This window comes from Moorena sp. SIO3A2 (assembly GCF_010672265.1).
GTDB classification, from domain to species: domain Bacteria; phylum Cyanobacteriota; class Cyanobacteriia; order Cyanobacteriales; family Coleofasciculaceae; genus Moorena; species Moorena producens.
The window spans coordinates 1-22,376 of record NZ_JAAHHC010000061.1 but is presented as its reverse complement, the minus strand read 5'-3'; the positions used below and the strand labels follow the sequence as shown (position 1 = coordinate 22,376).

General features: G+C 43.2%; 21 protein-coding genes. 8 read left to right on the top strand and 13 right to left on the bottom strand.

Annotated features, from left to right (window positions below):
* Positions 1-67 precede the first annotated feature (67 nt).
* Positions 68-625, top strand: coding sequence for a pentapeptide repeat-containing protein (locus F6K64_RS33695; protein WP_287267631.1), 558 nt, complete (start codon positions 68-70; stop codon positions 623-625).
* Between the two features lie 141 nt (positions 626-766).
* Here the strand turns inward: F6K64_RS33695 and F6K64_RS33690 are convergent, their stop codons facing one another.
* From F6K64_RS33690 to F6K64_RS33675, 4 genes are all read right to left on the bottom strand, one after another.
* A complete protein-coding gene (locus F6K64_RS33690; RefSeq protein WP_271968921.1) occupies positions 767-1,159 on the bottom strand; it encodes a hypothetical protein in 393 nt (130 codons plus the stop codon).
* A gap of 88 nt (positions 1,160-1,247) precedes the next feature.
* Positions 1,248-1,421, bottom strand: a complete 174-nt coding sequence (gene nblD, locus F6K64_RS33685) for an NblD family protein (protein ID WP_287267629.1) — start codon at positions 1,419-1,421, stop codon at positions 1,248-1,250.
* Between the two features lie 272 nt (positions 1,422-1,693).
* Positions 1,694-4,291: a leucine--tRNA ligase gene (gene leuS / locus F6K64_RS33680; protein ID WP_287267628.1), complete on the bottom strand. Its 2,598-nt coding sequence runs from the start codon at positions 4,289-4,291 to the stop codon at positions 1,694-1,696.
* 31 nt (positions 4,292-4,322) lie between these two features.
* Positions 4,323-4,505, bottom strand: a complete 183-nt coding sequence (locus F6K64_RS33675; protein ID WP_287267626.1) for a hypothetical protein — start codon at positions 4,503-4,505, stop codon at positions 4,323-4,325.
* Positions 4,506-4,818: 313 nt separating this feature from the next.
* Here F6K64_RS33675 and F6K64_RS33670 point away from each other — a divergent pair, with 313 nt between their 5' ends.
* From F6K64_RS33670 to F6K64_RS33660, 3 genes are all read left to right on the top strand, one after another.
* Entirely contained in the window at positions 4,819-5,661 is an 843-nt protein-coding gene (locus F6K64_RS33670) for a methyltransferase domain-containing protein (RefSeq protein ID WP_008188109.1), read from the top strand.
* 68 nt (positions 5,662-5,729) lie between these two features.
* Complete coding sequence (locus F6K64_RS33665; protein WP_008188110.1) at positions 5,730-6,932, top strand: M24 family metallopeptidase; 1,203 nt, start codon at positions 5,730-5,732, stop codon at positions 6,930-6,932.
* A gap of 118 nt (positions 6,933-7,050) precedes the next feature.
* On the top strand, positions 7,051-8,025 hold the full coding sequence (locus F6K64_RS33660; protein WP_287267625.1) for a cysteine synthase family protein: 975 nt from the start codon (positions 7,051-7,053) through the stop codon (positions 8,023-8,025).
* A 453-nt stretch (positions 8,026-8,478) separates the two neighbouring features.
* Here F6K64_RS33660 and F6K64_RS33655 read toward each other — a convergent pair whose 3' ends face one another.
* The 9 genes from F6K64_RS33655 to F6K64_RS33615 form a co-directional block, all read right to left on the bottom strand.
* Entirely contained in the window at positions 8,479-8,721 is a 243-nt protein-coding gene (locus tag F6K64_RS33655) for a ribbon-helix-helix domain-containing protein (RefSeq protein ID WP_008188112.1), read from the bottom strand.
* A 160-nt stretch (positions 8,722-8,881) separates the two neighbouring features.
* Entirely contained in the window at positions 8,882-9,706 is an 825-nt protein-coding gene (locus F6K64_RS33650; RefSeq protein ID WP_008188113.1) for a class I SAM-dependent methyltransferase, read from the bottom strand.
* Positions 9,707-9,809: 103 nt separating this feature from the next.
* Entirely contained in the window at positions 9,810-9,941 is a 132-nt protein-coding gene (locus tag F6K64_RS33645) for a hypothetical protein (RefSeq protein WP_008188114.1), read from the bottom strand.
* Positions 9,941-10,912, bottom strand: a complete 972-nt coding sequence (locus F6K64_RS33640) for a protochlorophyllide reductase (RefSeq protein WP_008188115.1) — start codon at positions 10,910-10,912, stop codon at positions 9,941-9,943. Before F6K64_RS33640 ends, F6K64_RS33645 begins: the two co-directional genes overlap by 1 nt.
* Positions 10,913-11,386: 474 nt before the next feature.
* Positions 11,387-12,193, bottom strand: coding sequence for a uroporphyrinogen-III C-methyltransferase (gene cobA / locus F6K64_RS33635; RefSeq protein WP_287262805.1), 807 nt, complete (start codon positions 12,191-12,193; stop codon positions 11,387-11,389).
* The gene (locus F6K64_RS33630; protein ID WP_287252549.1) at positions 12,190-13,065 is read right to left on the bottom strand and encodes a sirohydrochlorin chelatase; all 876 of its coding nucleotides are present in this window, start codon (positions 13,063-13,065) and stop codon (positions 12,190-12,192) included. Before F6K64_RS33630 ends, cobA begins: the two co-directional genes overlap by 4 nt.
* Before the next feature lie 78 nt (positions 13,066-13,143).
* Complete coding sequence (locus F6K64_RS33625) at positions 13,144-14,661, bottom strand: serine/threonine-protein kinase (protein ID WP_008188119.1); 1,518 nt, start codon at positions 14,659-14,661, stop codon at positions 13,144-13,146.
* A gap of 419 nt (positions 14,662-15,080) precedes the next feature.
* On the bottom strand, positions 15,081-15,689 hold the full coding sequence (locus F6K64_RS33620) for a hypothetical protein (RefSeq protein ID WP_008188120.1): 609 nt from the start codon (positions 15,687-15,689) through the stop codon (positions 15,081-15,083).
* 127 nt (positions 15,690-15,816) lie between these two features.
* Positions 15,817-17,397, bottom strand: coding sequence for a B12-binding domain-containing radical SAM protein (locus F6K64_RS33615; RefSeq protein WP_287267646.1), 1,581 nt, complete (start codon positions 17,395-17,397; stop codon positions 15,817-15,819).
* A 441-nt stretch (positions 17,398-17,838) separates the two neighbouring features.
* On the opposite strand from F6K64_RS33615, the gene F6K64_RS33610 reads away from it, so the two are divergent.
* From F6K64_RS33610 to F6K64_RS33595, 4 genes are all read left to right on the top strand, one after another.
* Positions 17,839-19,116, top strand: coding sequence for a lipid-A-disaccharide synthase-related protein (locus F6K64_RS33610; RefSeq protein WP_008188123.1), 1,278 nt, complete (start codon positions 17,839-17,841; stop codon positions 19,114-19,116).
* Between the two features lie 302 nt (positions 19,117-19,418).
* Positions 19,419-20,225 carry an aldo/keto reductase gene (locus tag F6K64_RS33605; protein WP_008188124.1) on the top strand — a complete coding sequence of 269 codons (807 nt, stop codon included), beginning with the start codon at positions 19,419-19,421 and terminating at the stop codon, positions 20,223-20,225.
* A 511-nt stretch (positions 20,226-20,736) separates the two neighbouring features.
* Positions 20,737-21,114 carry a DUF3326 domain-containing protein gene (locus F6K64_RS33600; protein ID WP_008188125.1) on the top strand — a complete coding sequence of 126 codons (378 nt, stop codon included), beginning with the start codon at positions 20,737-20,739 and terminating at the stop codon, positions 21,112-21,114.
* Between the two features lie 166 nt (positions 21,115-21,280).
* Entirely contained in the window at positions 21,281-22,150 is an 870-nt protein-coding gene (locus tag F6K64_RS33595) for a hypothetical protein (protein WP_008188126.1), read from the top strand.
* The last annotated feature ends 226 nt before the right edge of the window (positions 22,151-22,376 follow it).

Sequence of the window (22,376 nt, the reverse complement as noted above, 5' to 3'; positions counted from 1 at the left end):
AGAAATAATAGGTATTTCTTGAACTTCACTGCCATAATACAGGCAAAACCAGATAAGGGCAGAAATTATGAAATTCAGAATCTTAGGAATTAGTCTACTGCTAGCCTCCTTAGGGTTAATCGCTCCTATCAATGCTGAAGAGCGCGAGCATTATCTACAACTCCTGCAAACTAAGGAATGTCGAAGCTGTGACCTGGTAAATTCTGACCTAGCCAGAGCTGATTTGAGGGAAGCAGACCTGAGATATGCTAACCTCCAGGGAGCCAATCTCAGTGGCGCTAACCTTTCTGATGCCATGCTCGAAAGTGCAGCAATGAGAGTTATTGATGGCACAGGGGCAACCTTCCGCAATGCCAACTTAGATTCAGCCTACGCCACAGGGGCCAACATGAGTCGCGCCGACTTCAGTGGTGCTAGCGTAGTGTGGGCAAATTTCATCAGTGCTGACCTGAGTGGTAGTTCCTTTAGGGGTGCTGACCTCAGTAACACCACCTTTCTGAATGCCAACCTCAATGGTGCTGATTTGAGTGGCGCTAACCTCAGTAACGCTAATTTCATTAACGCTGATTTGACTAACGCTAACCTTGATAATGCTAACCTTACTGGTGCGCAACTTCCTAGGTAAATTAGGGATTCCCAAAGTGAATTAGCATTCAGCATTCAGCTATCAGCATTCAGCATTCAGCTATCAGCATTCAGCATTCAGCATTCAGCATTCAGCTTATGCGCTACGCGCACGCTACTTGAGGTGCTATCAGCTAATGGGCTACAGATGGGGCGTTGCATCAGTCTTCGAATGAATCGCAGTAGAGTGGGCATCCTGCCCGCCCGAAAATAAGCAAGAAACTGGCAAGATGCCAGTTCCACGCAAGATGCCCATTCCACTGAATAGGAGTAGAGTGGGCATCCTGCCCGCTGAATTCCAGTAGAGTGGGCATCCTGCCCGCCCGACAATATTGGCATCAATCGCAGTAGAGTGGGCATCCTGCCCGCCCGACAATATTGGCATCAATCGCAGTAGAGTGGGCATCCTGCCTGTTTGACAATAAGCATGAAACTGGCAAGATGCCAGTTCTACCAAGATGCCCATTCTACAGGTGCGACCCGTGGCGAATTTAATTCGCCTACGGAAAGCGCACCTAAAAACTCTTAAAATCATTCCATTATTAAGCAACGCCCACAAGCTGATAGCTGACGGCTGATAGCTGAATGCTTACAAGGAAAACACCTTACCCCATTGATAATTACTAAGGATTCTTATTGATACAGCCTGGTTTCTGAACGTACTGACAAACGCGCTGGTTAAGAATAGCTCTCGTTCCTACTGGTCCGACTTTAAAGATAACCTTATCCTCTATTTGCCCTCCCGGTATGATCTTGACACCACAGAGAGGACAGACTTGTGCGTTTTGTTCAGACATAGCTTTTGGTAAATGAACCTGATTGTTTTGTAGCTATATATAGCAATTCTTATAGCTATGAGGTACAAAGCGATCCCCCTAAATCCCCCTTAAAAAGGGGGACTTTGAGGTTGAGAAGCGTACCTCACAACTGCAATCAACGCTATATAGCGATGAGCGCAGGGAAGCTGATAGCTGATAGCACCTCAAGTAGCGTGTGCGTAGCACATAAGCTGATCGCTGATCGCTGATCGCTCCATTACCTATCCCCTGCGTCCAGCGCTTTTTCCCGATCAAACCACTACAAAGTTTACCAATTTACCAGGTACGACAATTACCTTCTTAATCTCCTTACCCTCTAGATATCGCTGTGCTACCTCAGATTCCCGAGCATAGGTTTCCAAAGCTGCCTTATCGGAGTTAGCGGGAACTTGAATAGTGCCGCGAGTTTTGCCTTTGATTTGAATCACTAAGGTAATTTCATCAGCTACCAAAGCATCAGGATCGTACTCACGCCACGGTTGATTGTGTATTGAAGAGCTATGACCCAAACTATGCCAAAGTTCTTCAGCAATATGGGGAGCAAAGGGAGCGAGTAATGTAATCAAGGTTTCAATCCCTTCTTTATAGACCGGGGAGTCTTTACACTTAGCATCAGTAATGCCATTACTTAGCTTCATCAATTCAGAAACCGCTGTATTAAATTGATACTCCCCTTCTAAATCCTCAGTTACCTCTTTAATGGCGGTGTGAATAGCTCGTCGTAAGTCTTTTTCCGGTTTAGTTAAATCACCATTAGACGAGCTAGGTTTAGTGCTACCATTAGCGGCGAAATCCGATACTAAACGCCAGACACGATTAAGAAAACGGAATTGCCCTTCTACATCAGCATCATCCCATTCCAAATCTTTTTCTGGTGGTGCTTTAAACAAGATAAACATCCTAGCGGTATCGGTACCGTATTTAGCTACTACATCTTCTGGTGCGACACCGTTGTATTTAGACTTGGACATTTTTTCATAGAATACCGCCAACGGTTCCCCAGTGTCTGGATCTTTAGGGTCATTGGGATCGATATCTACAACAGCGAAATATTTACCGGTTTTGGTATTTTTGTAAGCCGTATTCTGCACCATACCCTGAGTTAGAAGACGTTGGAACGGTTCATCAATGGTGAGTAAACCGCGATCGCGCAATACCTTAGTAAAGAATCGCGAGTAGAGCAAGTGCAAAATAGCATGTTCGATGCCCCCTACATACTGATCCACTCCCATCCAATCATTGGTTTTGTTGGAATCAAACACAGCAGAGTCATTCTTGGCATCGGGATAACGTAAGAAATACCAGGAGGAATCGATAAAGGTATCCATGGTATCAGTTTCCCGTTTCGCTGGTGTACCGCAATTGGGACAAGGTACATTCACCCAACTGTCTAATTGAGCCAAGGGAGAAAGACCACGTCCGCTAAAGTCCACATCTTCTGGTAATTCTACTGGCAGGTCTTGGTCTGGCACTGGCACTGCGCCGCAGTTAGGACAATGAATCACAGGGATCGGGGCACCCCAGTAACGCTGGCGAGAGATTAACCAATCTCGGAGGCGATACTGCACTCGGGCTTTGCCCCAGCCCTGTTGTTCAGCATACTCAATAATCCCGGTCTTGGCCTTGGGGGAATCCATGCCATTGAATTGGTCAGAATTCACTACAATCCCCGGTTCCGTGTAAGCCGCTTCTAGAGGAGTGTCATTAACTGTCTCGACATCATCTGAAGTTGGGACAATCACCACTTTGATGGGTAATTGCTTTTCCTGGGCAAACTTAAAGTCTCTGGTATCATGAGCTGGTACTCCCATCACCGCACCAGTACCATACTCATACAGCACATAGTCAGCAATCAATATTGGGATTTCGTCCCCAGTGAAGGGATTAATTGCTTTACCACCAGTAGGAATCCCTCGCTTGGGCTTATCTTCTGCTGTCCGTTCCAGTTCACTTTGGTTACTGACTTCCTCAATGAAGGCTTCAACTGCAGCCTTTTGGTCAGGGGTAGTGACTTTTGCGGTCAAGGGATGTTCCGGTGCTAGCACCACATAGGTAACCCCATAAACGGTATCGGGACGAGTGGTGAATACACCAATCTTGTTAGCTAAGCCCTGATCTGAGCTGTCATCTAAGCCCACAATGGGAAATTCTAGATAAGCACCAACAGATTTACCAATCCAGTTGGCCTGCATCAGCTTCACCCGTTCTGGCCAACCGGTTAAGGTATCCAAGTCCTTGAGCAATTCTTCGGCATAATCGGTAATTTTAAGGAACCACTGACGCAACAGTTTCCGTTCCACCTTGGCACCAGAACGCCAGGAACGTCCTTCACTATCCACTTGCTCATTGGCTAGCACGGTCTGATCTACCGGGTCCCAGTTCACTGCTGCTTCTTTCTGGTAGGCCAGTCCAGCGTTGAAGAACTGTAAGAAAATCCACTGAGTCCACTTGTAATAGTCTGGGGAGCAAGTGGTTACTTCACAATCCCAGTCATAGGACAGTCCCAGGCGCTTTAATTGCGATCGCATTTGGGAAATATTTTGGTATGTCCACTTCGCCGGATGAATCCCGCGAGCGATCGCAGCATTTTCTGCGGGTAATCCAAAGGCATCCCAACCCATAGGGTGAAGTACGCGATAGCCTTGCATCCGGCTTTTTCTGGCAATCACATCAGTAATTGTATAGTTACGGACATGACCCATGTGCAGGTTACCCGATGGATAGGGGAACATGGATAGAGCATAGAATTTCGGCTTGTCAGTTTCTGTGGAGGTTTGGTACAAGCCTTGCTCTTCCCAAATTTGTTGCCATTTTTCCTCTATCTCGGTGGGGTTGTATTGTGACTGCACAAGTGATACTCCTTGGGTGTGATTACGCGCTTTAGCTTACGTCAGTGTCTTGATGCAGTCGCTCATGGGGGAAACCACGCCAGTTGCTCATGGGGGGAACCCCCAAGACCGCACTGGCTCCCCAAGACCGCTTAGGTGCGCTTTCCGTAGGCGAATTAAATTCGCCACGGGTCGCACCTCTGCATCGCTTATTACTGTAGTTTAATTTTGGCACATTCGTTAGCCAATGCCTGATCTAGTATACTTCTTGCCGATGTAGGGAACAGGAAAGTCAGAAGAGGGAATAGGCAACTTTAGAATTGGTAAAAAATACTGTCTATGCCATAAGTAGTAAAAACGAAATATAGCAATCCTAAATCATTTGTAAAATCAGCAAAATCTGGACTCGTTGCTGGGCAAGGGTTATAGCGAACGATTTGGCCAATATATTTCACGAATCATTTAGGACTGCTATATACAGTACAGACATTTTGACAATTTGAACACCTGTGTCCTAAAATGATAATTGCTGCCAAGGATTAAATGGTATGGATAGTTGCTACTCAGAAGCAGTACAAATTGCCGAGACTTACTATAATAACATTGAGACTGATCGGATATATAAGATGATTTGGGGTGGAGAGCATATCCATTTTGGGATTTACCTCGAACCTGATGATTCTATATTAGAGGCTTCCCAGCGAATCGTAAACATGATGGCAACAATGTTGCAACAGATCGGAGAAAATTCTCAGGTGATCGATTTGGGAGCAGGATATGGGGGCACAGCCCGTTATCTGGCCAAAAAATATGGTTGTTTTGTTTCTTGCCTCAATTTAAGTGAACTTCAAAATCAACGGAATTTGGAAATGAACCAAGCTCAAAATTTGAATCACCGAATTGAGGTAAAGCAAGGTAACTTTGAAAATATTCCCCATGACGATCGCTCCTTTGACATCGTTTGGTCTCAGGATTCAATGGTACACAGTGGTAACCGCCGTCAGGTTCTTTCGGAAATTCGCCGTATCTTGAAACCTGGGGGAGAACTCATTTTTACAGATACTTTACGCAATCATGATTGTTCGCCAGAGAAGTTACAGCCCGCGTTTAATCGATTGCAAATCAAAGACGCTGGATCCTTTCACTTTTATAAAAAAACTTTACAAGAACTAGGTTTTGAAGAAATACAAGTTATCGATCTTTCTAGGCATGTTAGCACTCACTACATTCGATTCAGGGATGAGATTTTGAAACGTTATGAAGAGATAATTGAACAAATCTCAAAAGAAGCAATAGACAAAACACTCAAAAGTATTGAACCCTGGATTAATTTCTATCAAGAGGGTGATATGCAATGGGGGGGGTTTCATTATTGTCTTTCCAATAATTAATGCCTACTTATTGAAAAAATAAAGATGAAAATTTCAGGATAATGAAATGATTAAATAGTTATTGATATATGATTTACAACCTTGAACGTTTAAAGCAACAGCTAGATAACCATTATTTGGATATAATCATAGCGGCTACCCGCGAAAATATTCTTTATCTAACGGGTTTTAATCCGGTCATTAAAACACTGAATCCCTACTATGGGCAATGCTATGTAGTGATCACTCGTGACAACCCGGACCAGGTAAATGTTGTTCATTCTATCGGAGAAATTGACCAACTCCTTGATGCAATTCCCCCCCTGGGTAAAGTTTATTGTTATGGCCGCTTTTACCGAGAGTACCTGTCGGAAACAGCTTTAACCGATGAGGAAAAGCTGTTACAGCAGTGGTCGATTGTTGAAGATGCTTACAAGTCTCCTGTCCAGGCTCTTGAGGCTTTACTGACTGCGCTAAATGCAAAGAGTAGTCGAATAGGATATGATCAAAATGGGTTTTCAGACATTGCTTTGGCAGAGCTGAAGTCTATGTTTTCTAAAGCTCAGTTTGTTGAATCTTCTGAGATTTTACGCTTTGTCCGTCGTGTTAAAACGTCTTATGAAGTTGAGCAGTTAACTCGTTCAGCCCAGATCAATGAGCGTGCGATCGCAGAAGTTTTGGATAACCTTTATGAGAATATACCAGAAACCGAAATCTCTCGCTTATTTGAAGTTTCATTGGTTAAACAAGGGGCCTATCCATCCTTAACAATGGTAAAAATTGGTCGCCATGCAGTCGGTGGGCAACGTCGTCAACGAGAAGACATTCGGTTAGCCCCTGGAGATTTGTTATGGTTCGATTCCGATGCATGGTATCAAGGATTTTGGTCAGATATTGCCAGAGTTTACGCTTACCGTGAAGTATCCCCAGCCGCTAGTGAACGTTATCATGCCTTGGCTTTAGGAATGAAGACCGCCATCTCAGAAATATCACCCGGTATGACAGGAGGTGATGTGTTTAATTTGACAATGGCTGCTATTCATGAAGCCGGTTTTCGAGAATATCGCAGACATCATGTCGGTCATGGTATTGGATTAGAACCCTACGAACGTCCTATTCTGGCACCAAGTGAAACAGAACGTATTGAGGCTGGTATGGTCATTTCTGTAGAAACTCCATTCTACGAATTTGGGTTTGGTGCGCTTCATATTGAAGACCCAATTTTGATTGGAAACGAGGATAATCATCTGCTCACTAACTATAGTATTCAGAACTTAATTGCTCTAGGTTAATCCTAATTGTGATTAGGATAAGTGCCTGTTTTTAGATGACCTATGGTTAGTAAACTAACCCAAAATCACGAGGTTCAACAGATGGACAAGATGCATACACAGGTATTTAATAATATTTTTGAAACAATCAATCGGTCACACACCGATCGTTTCGTTACAGCATCGACTTTTGCCAGAGGGAAAAACACTTTATCTAAAGTTAGAGCAATTCAACCCTACTTTAAGTATCAAGGATAGAACTGCGTTAGGACTCATTCAAGCTGCCTTGGAAACGGGAAAACTCAAACCGAAGGGAACTGTTGTTGAGTCAACTTCGGGTAATTTAGGCAAAGCCCTGGCAATGTTGGGTGCAGCGATGGATTTTAAGGTGATCATTGTAGTTGATCCCAAAGTAAGCACTAAAAATCTTAATTTGTACCGAGCTTATGGAGCACAAGTTGAGATGGTGACAACTCCAGATGAACATGGAGGATACCAACAGGCTCGTATTGCACGGGTTAAGGAAATCATAAAACACCATCCTAATGCTTACTGGCCTAATCAATATGATAATCCTGATAATCCCGCATTTCATTGCAATCACACAGCTCTTGAAATCAGTCATTTGGATTTTGACTTATTAGTAGGAGCGGTTAGCACAGGTGGACATCTAAGTGGTATCGCTCGATGGTTTAAAAACAATCACCCATCAGTGCAAGTATTAGCTTGTGATGTTGAAGGTTCTGCTATATTTGGCACCCCTTTTAAACCGTATTTAGTGAATGGTATCGGTTTAGGATGGTGCGCTCAAAACACTGATTTTTCAGTATTCGATTATCGATGTCAAATCAGCGATCAGGAAGCCATTTCTATGTGTCACCTGCTTGCACAAGAAACTGGCATATTACTCGGCGGTTCTGGAGGAGTGCTGGTGAGTGCTGCTCTAACCTATCTGTACCGACTTCACATCAGATCAGCTCTGGCTGTAATACCAGATACTGGTGTTAACTATTTAGATCAGATTTATGATAAAGACTGGTTAAGTGACAAAAATGTGAAATTGCTCACGTTTCCTGAGATTATGGATAAGATTCGTGAGCGCGATTTAGCATGAATAAATAATTCACGTTCTAATGTATTTTGCTCTCCTAGAGTGGCTAGGATAAATTAGTATAAAATAATCGTCATAACCTTTACTAATCAAGGGGTTAATTAATTTAAAAAAGCGAAGTTTTAATAAAAAAAATGTATTTTTATTTTATTTAATTACTTGCTATTTAAGGGGTAATCGCTAATTTAAACTACTAATTTAGTATAATCAGTCTAGGAGAGCCAATTTATTTTTGATCGTCAGAAGTAATTAATTCTCGTTCAAACTACTTTTTCGGAGTTCGGTAAGCTCCTCTTTTAAGGTGACGGCATGTTTACTCAGTAGCGTCGGAATATCCCTCCCCATACGAATAAAAGCAGCGATTCTGTTGTTAATTCATTGCCCCATCTGGCCCGTGACCATGGTTTAGCTTCCCGTAAGTGCCGCCGCGCTGTGGGGGTGAGAACATAGTTTTTCCTAGCCACAATCGAGATTATCTTCCTCTAAAATATCGATGATGGATTCCGGGACAAATTCTTGATTCCTAATTTCCCGTAACCCTTGGATGATGTCGGAAACAATCAAATAGTCCTCCATATCCCGACGAATCAAATCGCGGATGTATTCACTAGGGGTTCCATAGACATCATCATCGCTTGCCCGCATATCAACATAGCGGCGCAGTTTATCGGTTAGCTCGATATTCAGACTGCTGCTCATTGGGATCGTTTGTAAGCGAAGAAACCTTTTATCACTCTAGCACCAATGGCATTAAACAAGAATATTTGCCATATTAACCCAAGAGAAACAACATTACAGCGTAGCTGATAGCTGATAGCTGATAGCTGATAGCTGATAGCTGATAGCTGATAGCTGACGACTATATTTTTTTAGCAATCTGAATAACAGAGAGATAGGAAGTTTCGAGACTATTGCCCAATTCTAGGTCTAGTATTTCTTTAATCCCTTGAAACAAAGACTCTCGCTGCTCAGGGTTTAAAGCTATATAAGGTGACAAAGTACTCAAAAGCGCTATATAATTATCAATACTATAGGTAACGTCACACACCAACTGTTCCGATACTAAGTCTTGGAATTTCCCGGAATTAATAACAGTTTCTGCAATTTTGCTGAGGTTCCGTTGATGAGTTTCTATCTCTTCACAGGGTTTCAGAGAGGGAGCGTGAGTTTGATAGACCTGATTCAACAGTTGGCAAACCTCATGGTTGGGTTGAGGAGGCGTATTCCATAGCAAAATCAGAAATCCATTGTCTTTTAGAGCATCAGCTGCTTTTTGATACCGGATTTCTTGTGAAACCCAATGAAAAGAAGTCGCTGCTAACACAGCATGGAATTTCCCAGTTTCTAGCTCCCACTCTTCAAAGGTACTATTGATAAGTTCTACAGCTGGATATTGGCTACAGTTATGTCGCGCTAGCTGGCAAGATTCCTGGCTCGGTTCAATAGCAACTATAGAGAAGCCCAAGTCAGCAAATGCTGTCGTAGCAGTGCCCGGACCGCATCCCACTTCAAGAATGATCCCATCGGCAGGAAGTTGGGCTAACTCCACGGCACGGTTAATCAGTTGCTGAGGATAGCGTGGTCTGGCCTGGTCGTAGGCTTCTGCAACCGAAGAATACCAAATTTTTTTCTCTTCCAAGTCTTTAGAGTAGATAGCTTGGATTAGTTCTTTAATGTCTTTCATCGTAAGCATTCAGCTATCAGCTATCAGCCGTGAGCTAAAGCTCACGCTAAGCGAACAGCTTAACATAAACCTCAAAAGGTAGAATTTAATAGTTCGAGATTAATCAGAATTGAAAGTCTAGGGAAAAGCCCAAGGCCATTCCCGTAGCGTGGCCAAAGGCCAAGGCTGACAGCTGAATGCTGACAGCTGAATGCTGACAGCTGAATGCTGACAGCTGAATGCTTACATTTAACATCACCGTAGTCCAACTAACTTTTCGCTCAATTCCCACAAGCGCTTAGCTTTAGAATCATCCATGGCTTCATTCGAAACTTCTTGAACAAAGGACTTACGACCTTCTTTTTGTCGATTACCCCAGCTCCAGTAAACACCGGATTTATTATAGTTAGGATCAGCAACTACTGTTGCTAGTCTATCGCCTGCTAATTCCTGGGAGACATAGCCTTTAGTAATGTTTTTCTGGAACAATGGGAATAGTTTTTGGAACAGGGAATAGTGGTTACGGAATAGAGCGGTTTCAGCAACACATCCTGGATAAAGGGAGCTGAAAACTATTCCGGTAGAGTCATGATAGCGGTGGTGCAGCTCTCGCATGGTCAGCATGTTACAGAGTTTGCTGTCCTTGTAAGCTTTTCCAGATTTAAAGGCTTTGCCATTAATCATTGAGATGGGGGGTTTGAATCCTTCTTCAAAACCCTTGAGGTCTCCCAGGTCTGGAGGTGCTGGAATTGGAATCTTTCCTCCCAATTCCTTGGGATTAGCAGTAACAGTTCCCACAATCACTAGCCTTGGCTGGGAAGAGGATGAATTCTTCAAATCCTCTAGCATCAGATTACATAGGAGGAAATGACCGAGATGATTAGTAGCAACACTCAATTCATATCCCTCGGGATTTCGCAACGGTTCCTTTGATAACGGCAGATAGATGGCGGCATTGCACACCAAGGCATCAAGGGTTCTGCCGGTTGCTCTGAAAGCATTCACAAACTGCCGGACACTGGCAAAGCTAGCTAAGTCAATATATAGCGCTGTATAGCTATCTTTTGGTATTCCCACCTCTTGGGCAGCTTTTTCAGCTTTATCGAGATTCCGACAAGCCATTACCACATGCCATCCCCAGGTTGTGGCAAGAGCTCTGGCGGCTTCCAAACCAACTCCCGAGGAGGCCCCTGTAATGATCACCGTTGATTTATGATCGTTTTCCATTTTCTTTAAAATTGATCGATTGATCGTAACTTTATTAGGTTCTCATCTTAAGTTACGATCAAAGATACTATCTTCCGGTTGAAGGTTACAGGTTGAAGGTTGAAGGTTAGGGGTTGAAGGTTACAGGTTACAGGTTACAGGTTACAGGTTACAGGTTACAGGTTACAGGTTACAGGTTGAAGGTTACAGGTTACAGGTTACAGGTTACAGGTTACAGGTTACAGGTTACAGGTTACAGGTTACAGGTTGAAGGTTACAGGTTACAGGTTACAGCCGGTTAACTTTAAACCGGTTAACCTACCCTAGACCGAACGCCAAAGGCGAACAACCTTGGCCTTTGGCCACGCTACGCGAACAACCTTCAACCGATTAAGGTTAAACCGATTAACCTTCAACCAGTTAACCTTCAACCTTCAACCAGTTAACCTTCAACCTTCAACCAGTTAACCTTCAACCTTCAACCGCCTTCAACCTTCAACCGCCTTCAACCTTCAACGGTGAAAAACCTTCAAGCTGTTGCAACTTGACCACATTACCAATGACTGCGATCGCAGGAGCAGAAAACTGTGTTTCCTCAATCTGAGCCACAATGGTCTCTAAGGTTCCAACCAACTGTTCGGAGTCAGGTCGTGTGCCCCAGCGAATCAGCACTACTGGTGTTTGGGGATTCAATCCTGCTTCACAAAATTCGGTGACAATCCGAGGCAGATTATGAACTCCCATATAAATCACAATAGTTTCTGAGCCATTTGCGATCGCATTCCAATTCACCTGAGGTCGATACTTGCCCACTGACTCATGACCTGTGACAAAGGTGACGGAAGAACTATAATCCCGATGGGTCAATGGAATTCCCAGATAGGCTGGTGCTGCAATTCCTGAAGTTATCCCTGGTACCACCTCCACTGGCACCCCTGCCGCGATCAAATCCCCCATTTCCTCACCACCACGACCAAACACAAAGGGGTCTCCCCCTTTCAGCCGTACCACCACGGCATGAGAGTGGGCCTTTTCAATCAACAGCTGAGTTGTCTGTTGCTGCAACATGGAATGACGACCCCTGCGCTTTCCGGCATTAATCTGTTCCGCCTGGGGATTAATCATCTTCAACACTTGCGGACTGACTAGGGCATCATAAACTACCACATCTGCAAATTCTAATAACCCCTTTCCCTTCAAGGTCATTAATCCGGGATCTCCAGGACCTGCCCCAACCAAATACACCTTACCCAAACATTGATTGCTCACTACCTTCGCATCCTTGATGTCTTCGTGGTTCATTGCTGCCTAATCCCATCCATAATCAAATCCACTAATGCCTCACTCACACCAATTGGTTTTCCGAGATTCAACTGCACTTGAGGGAACTTCTGCTGTATCTCCAGTAACATTTGTGCGATCGCATCGGTAATTCTTCCCTCAAAAAGAAAATATGCCAAAATGGCAATCCTTTTTGCTCCAGAGTTTGCTATTATAGAGACCTGCTCCCAAAGGGACGGCTGTACTGACCAGTCGGCCGCCACAGCCCCCAACTGGTTAGCTACAGCCCCCGTTTCTTCTTGAACCCCAGGGCGGCTCGTTCCATGGGACAACAAAATCTTGGCATCGCCATCTAGCTTTGCCCATTGATTTCTCAACAGCCTCACCAAAGCTGGATTAGCTCCCAAGTGAGGCAGTAGATGAATCACCATTTCACTACCTAATTTCTGTTGCGCTAGAGATACTTGCCAAGGAATATCCTCCATGACATGTACTCCCCGCAATAGAAATAGGGGCAATAGTTTCAATTCCTGACAGCCAGCACCTTTAGCCAGCTGAGCAAATCGGACAATTTGCTGATGTAGGGGTAAATCAGCTAGTTCTAAAGTTGCTGTACCTACCAAAGGTGCGCTCTTACTTGGCGAATTAAATTCGCCACGGGTCGCACCTAAAGGTTGACTGGAAAGACCGTTAGCTGTTAACAGATCACCGTCACCACTGCTGCCCTGTGGTGAGATTGTCGGTAAGATTGTCGGTGAGATGGTCTGTCTAGCCTTAGCTTGCTCAGAGGCTAGTCGAATTCGCAGCAACTGAGCCAATTGTGCCATAGCCCGCTGGGGACGCAGGTCATGACTGCCGTGGGAGATTAACAGATAAGCAGATGAGGGTGACAAGAGTATAGTGAACTACCTTGATCGAATGTGTTAAATAATACTATCTTCCCTAGAGAGAGAATTTTGTATAAACTATTTCTAAAGAATGTTGCATTGCGCTAATTTCCTTGCTACTGCACCAGCATGAAGCCACCAGTCAAATCCCCCAACCCAGCGCCGTGATGGCAAATGTCCTACTTGGGCTTGGAGTTGGAACTCGAAGTCTTGATCTCGAAGATGGGAGTTGTGAACGGGCCAGCTGATGCAATCGCAAAAACTATAGTAATCCTCTCCTACTGCTTCATAGATCCGGCTTTGAACACTAAAACCAAAGCGTCCACCACTATAGTTGATCCAAAGTTGGTCAATTTTAAGCAATTGGTCACAGGGCAAATTAGCAATATCTTGCTTATTGAGATAATAGCCTGGGGTTTTGTTAACCAACTGACATAGCATATCCCAGGTTTCTTGGTCTGCATCTTGCCATTTTTTTCGAGCTAGTAAATCCTGTAATCGAGTGTAGTCTAGGTCTACTGCTGAGATTAACCGTTGACTAGCACAGGCATGAATCACTGGCTGGATAGCTGGTGAGGTCGAGTTGAGCGCTTGCAATACTTGATCCGCAGATTGGTAGCGCTTTTTAACCGTATTGTGGACTAACTTATCCAGGATGTTACCCAAATGTTTACTGACCGATTTCCCTGATGGCAAGAAATCACGCCATACCCAGCAGTTATTGAGAGAATCATGCATATCCAAAGGTGGTACCCCTGTCAGCAAGTGAAGGCAAGTGACACCTAAGCTATACAGATCACTGGCAGGAAAGGCTTTCCCCCTAATTTGTTCTGGTGCCATGTATTCTGGGGTACCGATAACCGTACCTGTTTGTCCATTAGCTGTGTCAGTGATGAATTTGGCAATACCAAAATCAATCAGTACCAGCTCCTTTGATTCTGTTAGAGGAAGGCGTTGGGTTTTGTTCGAGGATAATCGGCGCGGATTTCTCTGGGATTGAATAATCAGATTTTGGCTCAGGGGTACAGTGGGAGAACTATAGCTAATTCCTGGACTTTGGGCAACGTTCGCCTTTGTAGAGCTGTCGCGGCGAATAATGTTCTCTGGCTTGATATCCCGATGAATCACCTGATGCTGATGAATATATTGCAGCACAGGTAAGATATCTTGTAATAATGCCCAAATTTGCTTCTCGTTGTATATCTGTTGTTGCTGCAACTCTTTGCTTAGGGTTTGTCCAGCAATCCACTCTTGGATCAAATAAAGCTGTTCATTCTGTTCAAAATGTGCCAACAAGCTAGGAATTTGGGGATGTTTGCCTAATTCATCCAATCGCACCGCTTCTTGGTGAAACAGTTCAATGGCTTTTTGGGAAACCCCTCTGTGTTGACTCTCCAGATAAAATTGTTTAATAACACAGTGAGGTTGAGAAGGGATATCTTCATCTACTGCCAAAAACGTTCTACCAAATCCACCGCGACCAATGGGATAAAGGGGTCTATATCGGTCTTTCAACCTTAATTTATATCCACAATTACTGCAAAATTTAGCTGAGTCTGGATTTTGAGGAGAGATGCATCCAGGAATTACACAATAGGTCATTAGTAATTAGTTTTTGTTAATTACACTATTTAATTATTTTTTAAGCTTTACTTGTTAAGTTTGAGCAGTTTTTAGTATTAAGTACACTTTAACTCATTATCCAGTAGCTTGTCATGTCTAGGTATAAACTAACGAGCTTACCGGCTCCGATAGCTTTGCCCAATTGTTGAGGGAACTGCTTTCACGCATTTAACTTGTCACAGCTTATTGCCTGGGCGCACCACTATATAGCCATCCTATCTGATTCGTGAAAGAAATGGGCTGCTTTAAGGCAGAAGGCAGAAGGCAGAAGGGACCGGATTTGGAACTATTTTTTAAGAAGTCCAGTGATTTTACAAATGATTTAGGATTGCTATAGTTTTAGTTTACTGTCAGCTAAATGCTGACTGCTGATAACTGAATGCTGACTATAATTATTTCTAACTTTCAAGTTCTAGTTCACATTGACTGAATACATAATTAATTGCTGAATACACTCGCTCTAAATCAGAAATTGTATAATTGTTAATTTCTCTAGTATAGAGATTTTCTTTGAGTTTACCAAACTGCCAAACTTGACCATTGGAAACAATTCCAAATATAGTTTGCTCAGATTGGTCATTAAGCTTTTGAATTGCGACCATTTCTGCTAAACATTGACCCCACCCCTTAATAAAATCATCCTTTTTAGCTTCTACAGCTACAAAATAGGGATTTTCAAAGATTTGTTTGCCAAGGGGAGACCGCTTTGCTAAAATATAATCGGGTATTCCAGTCAGCTGTTGATCATAGGTTATTGGTTTATGACTCCATAAGGTAAATTTATCTCGATACTGTCTATACACTTCCTTCAAGAGCGGAAAAATAATCGTTTCACAAATAGCATACTCTGACTCTTCAACGGTAAATTCTCGAAGACAAAACTCTAAATCTTCTTTAAACGCTTCTCTGATTACAGTGTCAGTTTCCAGGATATAATTGGCTTCAGTAGCAGTAATTGTAAATTCTTTAAGGACTTCGCCAATCGTTTTATAAGAATCGAAGGACATGAGGGAATTGGGAATTGGGAATCGGGAATCGGGAATCGGGAATCGGGAATCGGGTTACTCCCCATCACCCGATCGCCCCATTACCCCATACTTATCATATCTACCACACTTACCACGCCTCCCTCGCTCAGTACACTTCCCCCGCCACTTCTGCAAGAGGTCTAGTTTTAGCAAGTGCTGCCAAAAACTCAGTCAGTTGTGCTGGAATTTGATCGTGGACAATTTGGCGGTATTCAAGGAAATGCTCCAGATAGGCATGATCGCTAAGATACCGTTTCCATACCTGAGGATTGTGCCTGAGGATAGAAAAAAGTTGACCCCAGAATTGGAAGCGGGTTTGGCGCTTGATGCCATTGCGCCAGATAATAATTAGCAGTGCCCAGAAATAGATCAATTTTGGCATTACCAACTTAGGGTGATGGGGTTTCGGCTTCATGTTTAAGTAGTGCCGATAAAGTCTTCCTAAATAGGATTCTGGTTTATATAATTCCCAGAAACAACTGACATATTCCTGAGCCAGTTGTTCTATCGGGCGAGTGGGGATAAAATTGGTCAGGGTTGTCTGATTGATATTTTCTTCATTACCTTCTAGTAAACGCCCCTCTTGTTTGAGCCGATCCCAAAGGGCGGTATTGGGCAAGGCTTGTAACATACTAAAAACTGTATGGGGAATGGCGGTTGCTTCCACAAAATCGATAATGCGATCGCCTGCTCCTGGTTTTTCCCCATCCAAGCCAATAATAAAGCCAGCCATCACTCGCAAACCTGCCCGATTAATTTTCTCAACCGCATCTGCTAAGGGTTGACGAGTGTTTTGGTGTTTTTTGGTCAGGGTCAAGCTATCGGTATTTGGTGTTTCAATTCCCACAAAGACTGAACTAAAATTGGCAGCAATCATCAACTCCAAAAGTTCATCGTCTTCGGCCAGATTCAAAGAAGCTTCTGTGGACAAAGGAAAGGGGTAACCATGCTCTGCCATCCAGGGAGCTAGTTCCTGCAACAGAAGCTTAACATGGCGTTTATTGCCAATAAAATTATCATCAACTATAAATACAGGAAGCCGCCAACCCAGATTATAGAGGGTTTGCAATTCAGCCAATACTTGAGCCGGGGTTTTGGTGCGCGGTTTACGGCCATATCGCACAGAGATGTCACAAAACTCGCACTCGAAAGGACAACCACGGGAAAACTGTACCGACATCTCGCTATAAGCATCCAATTCCAGTAAATCGTAGCGGGGAATTGGTGTCTTGGTTACATCTGCCCTTTCGCCATTAGCACGGAATACTCCCGAGCTTTCTCCCACAGCCAGTGCTTCAACAAATCTCGGTAGGGTAATCTCACCTTCATCTAATATCAGAAAGTCTACTCCTGCTTCTTGAGCTTCCTCTGCTATAGACGTGACATAAGGACCACCAACGGCTACCAATTTGCCCCGCCGTTTCCCCTCTCCAATCAGGTGGAGCATATCAGGTTTCTGGACGATCATACCGGAAACGATCACCACATCTGCCCATTCCCAGTCAGCGTCAGTTTCTAAACGAACATTACGGTCTACTAAGCGGAATTCCCAGGTTTGAGGAAGAATAGCTGCTACAGTAATCAGACCCATAGGGGGTTGGGCGACTTTGCAGCCGATCAGTTCTATGGCTTTATCAAAAGACCAATAGGATTTCGTGAACAGAGGAGACAGGAGTAAAACTCTCACGTTTGATGTTGAAATCAAGAATAGTACAATACTACAGCAGTTCTCAATTGAGGGAATCGGGAATCGGGAATCGGGAATCGGGAGTCGGGAGTCGGGAATCGGGAATCGGGAATCGGGAATCGGGAATCGGGAGTCGGGAATCGGGAATCGGGAGTCGGGAATCGGGAATCGGGAAAAAATCTTGTTTACCTCATTACTATCAGAACCGCTATACATTCTTGTCTTCAACCTCGAACCTTCAACCTCGAACCTTCAACCTCGAACCTTCAACCTTAAACCTTCAACCTTAAACCTTCAACCTCGAACCTTCAATCTTCAACCTTAAACCTTCAACCTCGAACCTTAAACCTTCAACCTTGAACCTTCAATCTTCAACCTTCAACCTTCAACTTTAAACCTTCAACCGACGAAAGTCCTAGTTATATTAAAACCCGACTAACCATGCGTTTACTATGCCTGAGCAATGGTCATGGAGAGGATGTGATTGCTGTCCAAATTCTACAGGAATTGCAACATTATTCTACTTGTCCAGAACTAGCCGCCTTACCCTTAGTTGGGGAAGGAAAGGCTTATCTCCCATTAGATATCCCCATTATCGGCTCCGTTGAGCAGATGCCATCGGGTGGATTTATCTATATGTCCCAACAGCAAGTGTGGCGTGATGTGCAGGGAGGCTTAGTGCAATTGATTTGGTCTCAATTAAAAGCAATTCGCCGTTGGGCTAAATCAGGGGACTTTATCCTAGCAGTAGGAGATATCGTACCACTGTTGTTTGCCTGGTGGAGTGGTTTACCCTATGGCTTTGTTGGTACTGCCAAATCGGAATACTATTTGCGGGATGAATCGGGATGGTTACCCAATCGACCCCGTTGGGAAGGGTGGTCAGGTTCGGTTTATTTGCCTTGGGAGCGTTGGCTGATGTCTAATCGCCGTTGTTTAGGGGTTTTTCCTAGAGATACCCTGACTACACAGATCTTAAAGCAGTGGTCTATCCCAGCTTTTGATCTGGGTAATCCGATGATGGATGGGATTTATCCAGACTATCCAGCACCAATGGTTTATGACAAAGATGCAGAATTAAACGAAACTAAGCGTACCCTAACTATTACGTTACTACCCGGTTCCAGAATACCGGAGGCTGATCACAATTGGCATCAAATCATCTTGGCAGCATCAGGGTTACTGGATACTTTTGCTTCGCGATCGCTTTTATTTCTCGCTGCCATTGCTCCAGGATTAAGCCAAGATCCTTTACGGGAGGTTTTAGTCGCTCATAGTTGGACTGAGGTCACCTTGCCATCCGATCCATTCAATCTCCAGCTCAAAGACAAACAGGCTTTGGCTTTTACCAAGCAAAATGGCACACTGATTTTAACCCAGAACGACTATAACCTCTGCCTGCTCCAAGGGGATTTCTGTATCGCCATGGCAGGCACAGCCACAGAGCAATTTGTCGGGTTAGGAAAACCAGCCATTGCCATGCCAGGAGTTGGTCCCCAATATACCCCTGCTTTTGCCGAAGCCCAAACTCGCTTGTTAGGTCCATCGTTAGTAATAGCACAGCAACCAGAATTGGTAGCAAGTATAGCGAAAGAGTTATTCCATAACCCCGACAAGTTACAGCTAATAGCAGAAAATGGTCAGCGACGCCTTGGTCAACCAGGGGCAGCAGCTAGGATTGCTAAGTGTTTGATGGAAAAGATGAATTATGAATTATGAATTATGAATTATGAATTATGAATTATGAATTATGAATTATAAATTAGACATCTCAGATGTCTATTATATCGGGTGCATCTCATATTTATAAATTTTGCGTAGGGTGCGTTAGGGAAGGGCTAGCCATCATTTTCCGCCTCTTTGCGCCTGGTTGGGACAGCCCGCCCCGTAACGCACCACCGGATCAAACAGCAAAAGTGAGATGCACCCATTATATCTAGCATATATAGGGCTGTTTTAACAGTCCTATTCAAACTACAATTTCCACACATTAAAAACAAGTATAAAGGTTATATATTGCGATGGATATTAAAACTTTGAGTGGTAATACTGTCAGTATTTTGGGTCTGGGAGCTAAAAACCCAATGGATAAAACTTGTGTAGAGATTGCTTACGAGGCTGGAATCAATTACTTCTTTTTTTACAACCTGAATTACACCAGTTTCCTAGAAGGACTAAAGCCTATTCTGGCAGCTCAACGAGATCAAGTGGTAGTTTCCACGGGCAGTAACAGTCGCGATCTTAACCAACTGCGCGAATATTTCGACCAAGTTCGTTCTTTGCTTGATGTGGATACAATAGATGTGTTCTTTTTGGAATATATCTCCCCTAAAGATGATCTCCACCAGGTTGCAGTAGCCTTAAACCAGATCCATACCTGGAAAACTGAAGGATTAATCCGCTATGTTGGCGCAACCACCCATAACCGCAAATTAGCCGTGGAATTATTGAGAAAGCAGTCCTGTGATGTGCTGATGCATCGTTATAACATGGCCCATCGCAAAGCCGAAGTAGAAGTGTTTCCTGCTGCGCTCAAAGCCGACATTCCAGTAGTTGGGTTTACTGCCACTCGTTGGGGTTCGCTGTTGCAAGGGCATAAAGACTGGAAAAATCCAGCTCCAAGTGCTGCTGACTGTTATCGCATGGTACTGCGCCAACCAGCGATTCGCTTAGTCCTCACTGCACCTAAAACCGAATCTGAATTAGTTGAAAATCTCAGGATTTTGCAATCTCCTGAGTTATCTCTTCAGGAAGTAAACCATTGGCAAACCTATGGCGATCTAATTTATGGAACCGGCCAGGATAGCTTCGATAATAAATGGCCTTAATTAGTTAATATCATCTGCGGTTGAAGACTTATAAATAGTAGGTAATAGGGAACAGGGAACAGGGAACAGGGAACAGAGAACAGAGAACAGGGAATTAGGAGGGAGATTACCTACGAAAAGGAAGCTATTTTTTTAAAATTATTATCTTAACATGATATAATAAAATGCTTGCAGAAGTCGGGAACTTTGGATCGGGCAAATTCGCAGCAGCAGGGAATAAAAATTGACGAAACCCTTATCAAAACTGGGATGCACCCCGGTCTGCTCTGGTTTTGTTACAAAAATTAACAAATTTTTCTCTCATGAAAAGTAATTCTTACGATACACTGGCTAAGTGGAAAACTTAGGAGGCAAGGAAATGAACGCTCAAACATGGATTACCCCTAGTTTTTAGCCTTGCTGAATCAATGGGGATTAGACCTACTGAGTTGTTAGCTCATAAGCCAGACGATGATTAGTGTAAAATTCATCCGGTTGACTGAATCAGTTGTTAGATAAGTAAATATAGAGAATGGCTCAAGTCTATACCAAAGATTTTGAAATTAAATGCCCTCCCCCACAGCGCACCTGGAGAGAAATTTCCCAAAAAATTGCTGAGCTTCCCTTACCAGGTGTTCCCATTCGCTTGATTTTAACCAAGGTTGAAGGAGATACTCTCACCTTTGAATCCAGCTTCATTGATACAGACAGAAAGCCGGTTTGGTCATCTTTACTTGATATTAATATTCGTCAACGGGTTTCTAACCAACCATTTGTCGCAGTTAGTATTATTCCCACCGGAGTCAGAGCAGAAATTGGTGGTTTTGCCGGAGATGCGACTCCTAGTACCAATCTGTTAGCCTCCGCTTGTGACTATCTGGTGACAAATCCCAATGCCGTTACAGCGTAGGATATCTATTTCGGTCAGGATAATGTGCTTTATCTGGAAGGGAATCTGATTTGTCAGTTACTACTGGGTAATACCGATCTGAAAGAGGGTGATTTAATCTCTAAGAGTAAATTTGTTTAGAGCTCTAACTTATGCTAAATCCTACATCCTAAATTCTTAAAAGCTTATGTCTTTGCTAGTCAACAAAATCACTATATCCCCAGAAGAAAAAAACTCTTTTGCTGAGAATGGGTTTATCAAACTAAAAAAACTGTTTACGGATGAAGCAATCGATAAATTACGGTATCTAACTGCCGAATCCAATCAAGTAAAAAAAGTTCCCGAATCTTACAGTGGCGATTTTTCCAGAGTAGGCTATGACCTAGAAAATGCTGTCACCCACCAGATCTATTCTGAAGAAAACTTTAAAAACACCTTCAAGCCATTAATCGAAAATGAATTAATCTTCACCCAAGGTGTGGGATTTGAATTAAAACCAAACAGAAAAGGATTTCATTTTCATCTCGATCTTGTTAGCTTCAACTTCATTAAACCAGAGGATTTAGGATATTCCCTATGGATACCACTAGTTCCAATTAATACGAAAGAGCAACATGGAGGCATGGCATATGTACCACGAAAGGCTTATCCAACCTCTGGGTACTATGCCCTCCGGTACGAACTAATACAACACAAAGATTTTGCAGAATTTTGTCAAACCGAAGAGTTTAATTATTTTGAGTTTTTCTATGCTTCTAAAGTTGAAGAGATGGTTTTAGATACAAATAAAGTAGAAGATAACTTTGAAGTGGGTGATGCCCTTCTACTAGACAAATTTGTTTGGCATAGAAGTGTCCCCCTCCTGGAGGGAAAATTACCATCGAGAATGGCATATACAATGCGTTTTGTCGATTCCCAAGCCCGCTACTCTAAAATATTTCTTGATGGTCTATACTCCCTGATCAAATCGAAAGGCGATGATACTTTAACTTCCTTTGGTTATAAATTAACTGACCTTAAGGATGGTGATTTAATTTATAAAAGTAAATTCGTTTAATAGTAAGTTTAAGATTAATTAAAGTTCGTATACTTCCTGTTTACTTTTAAGACTGATTTGAGTAAAACTTAAAAAAATGTAAATATGAGTGTAAATACAAAAAACTCTAATATAAATAATTCCATAACTACCTTTTATTCCCAAGAAGAACGACAGTTACGTGTAGATCTTGCTGCTGCTTACCGCTTGATTAACTATTATGGGATGACAGACATGATATACACCC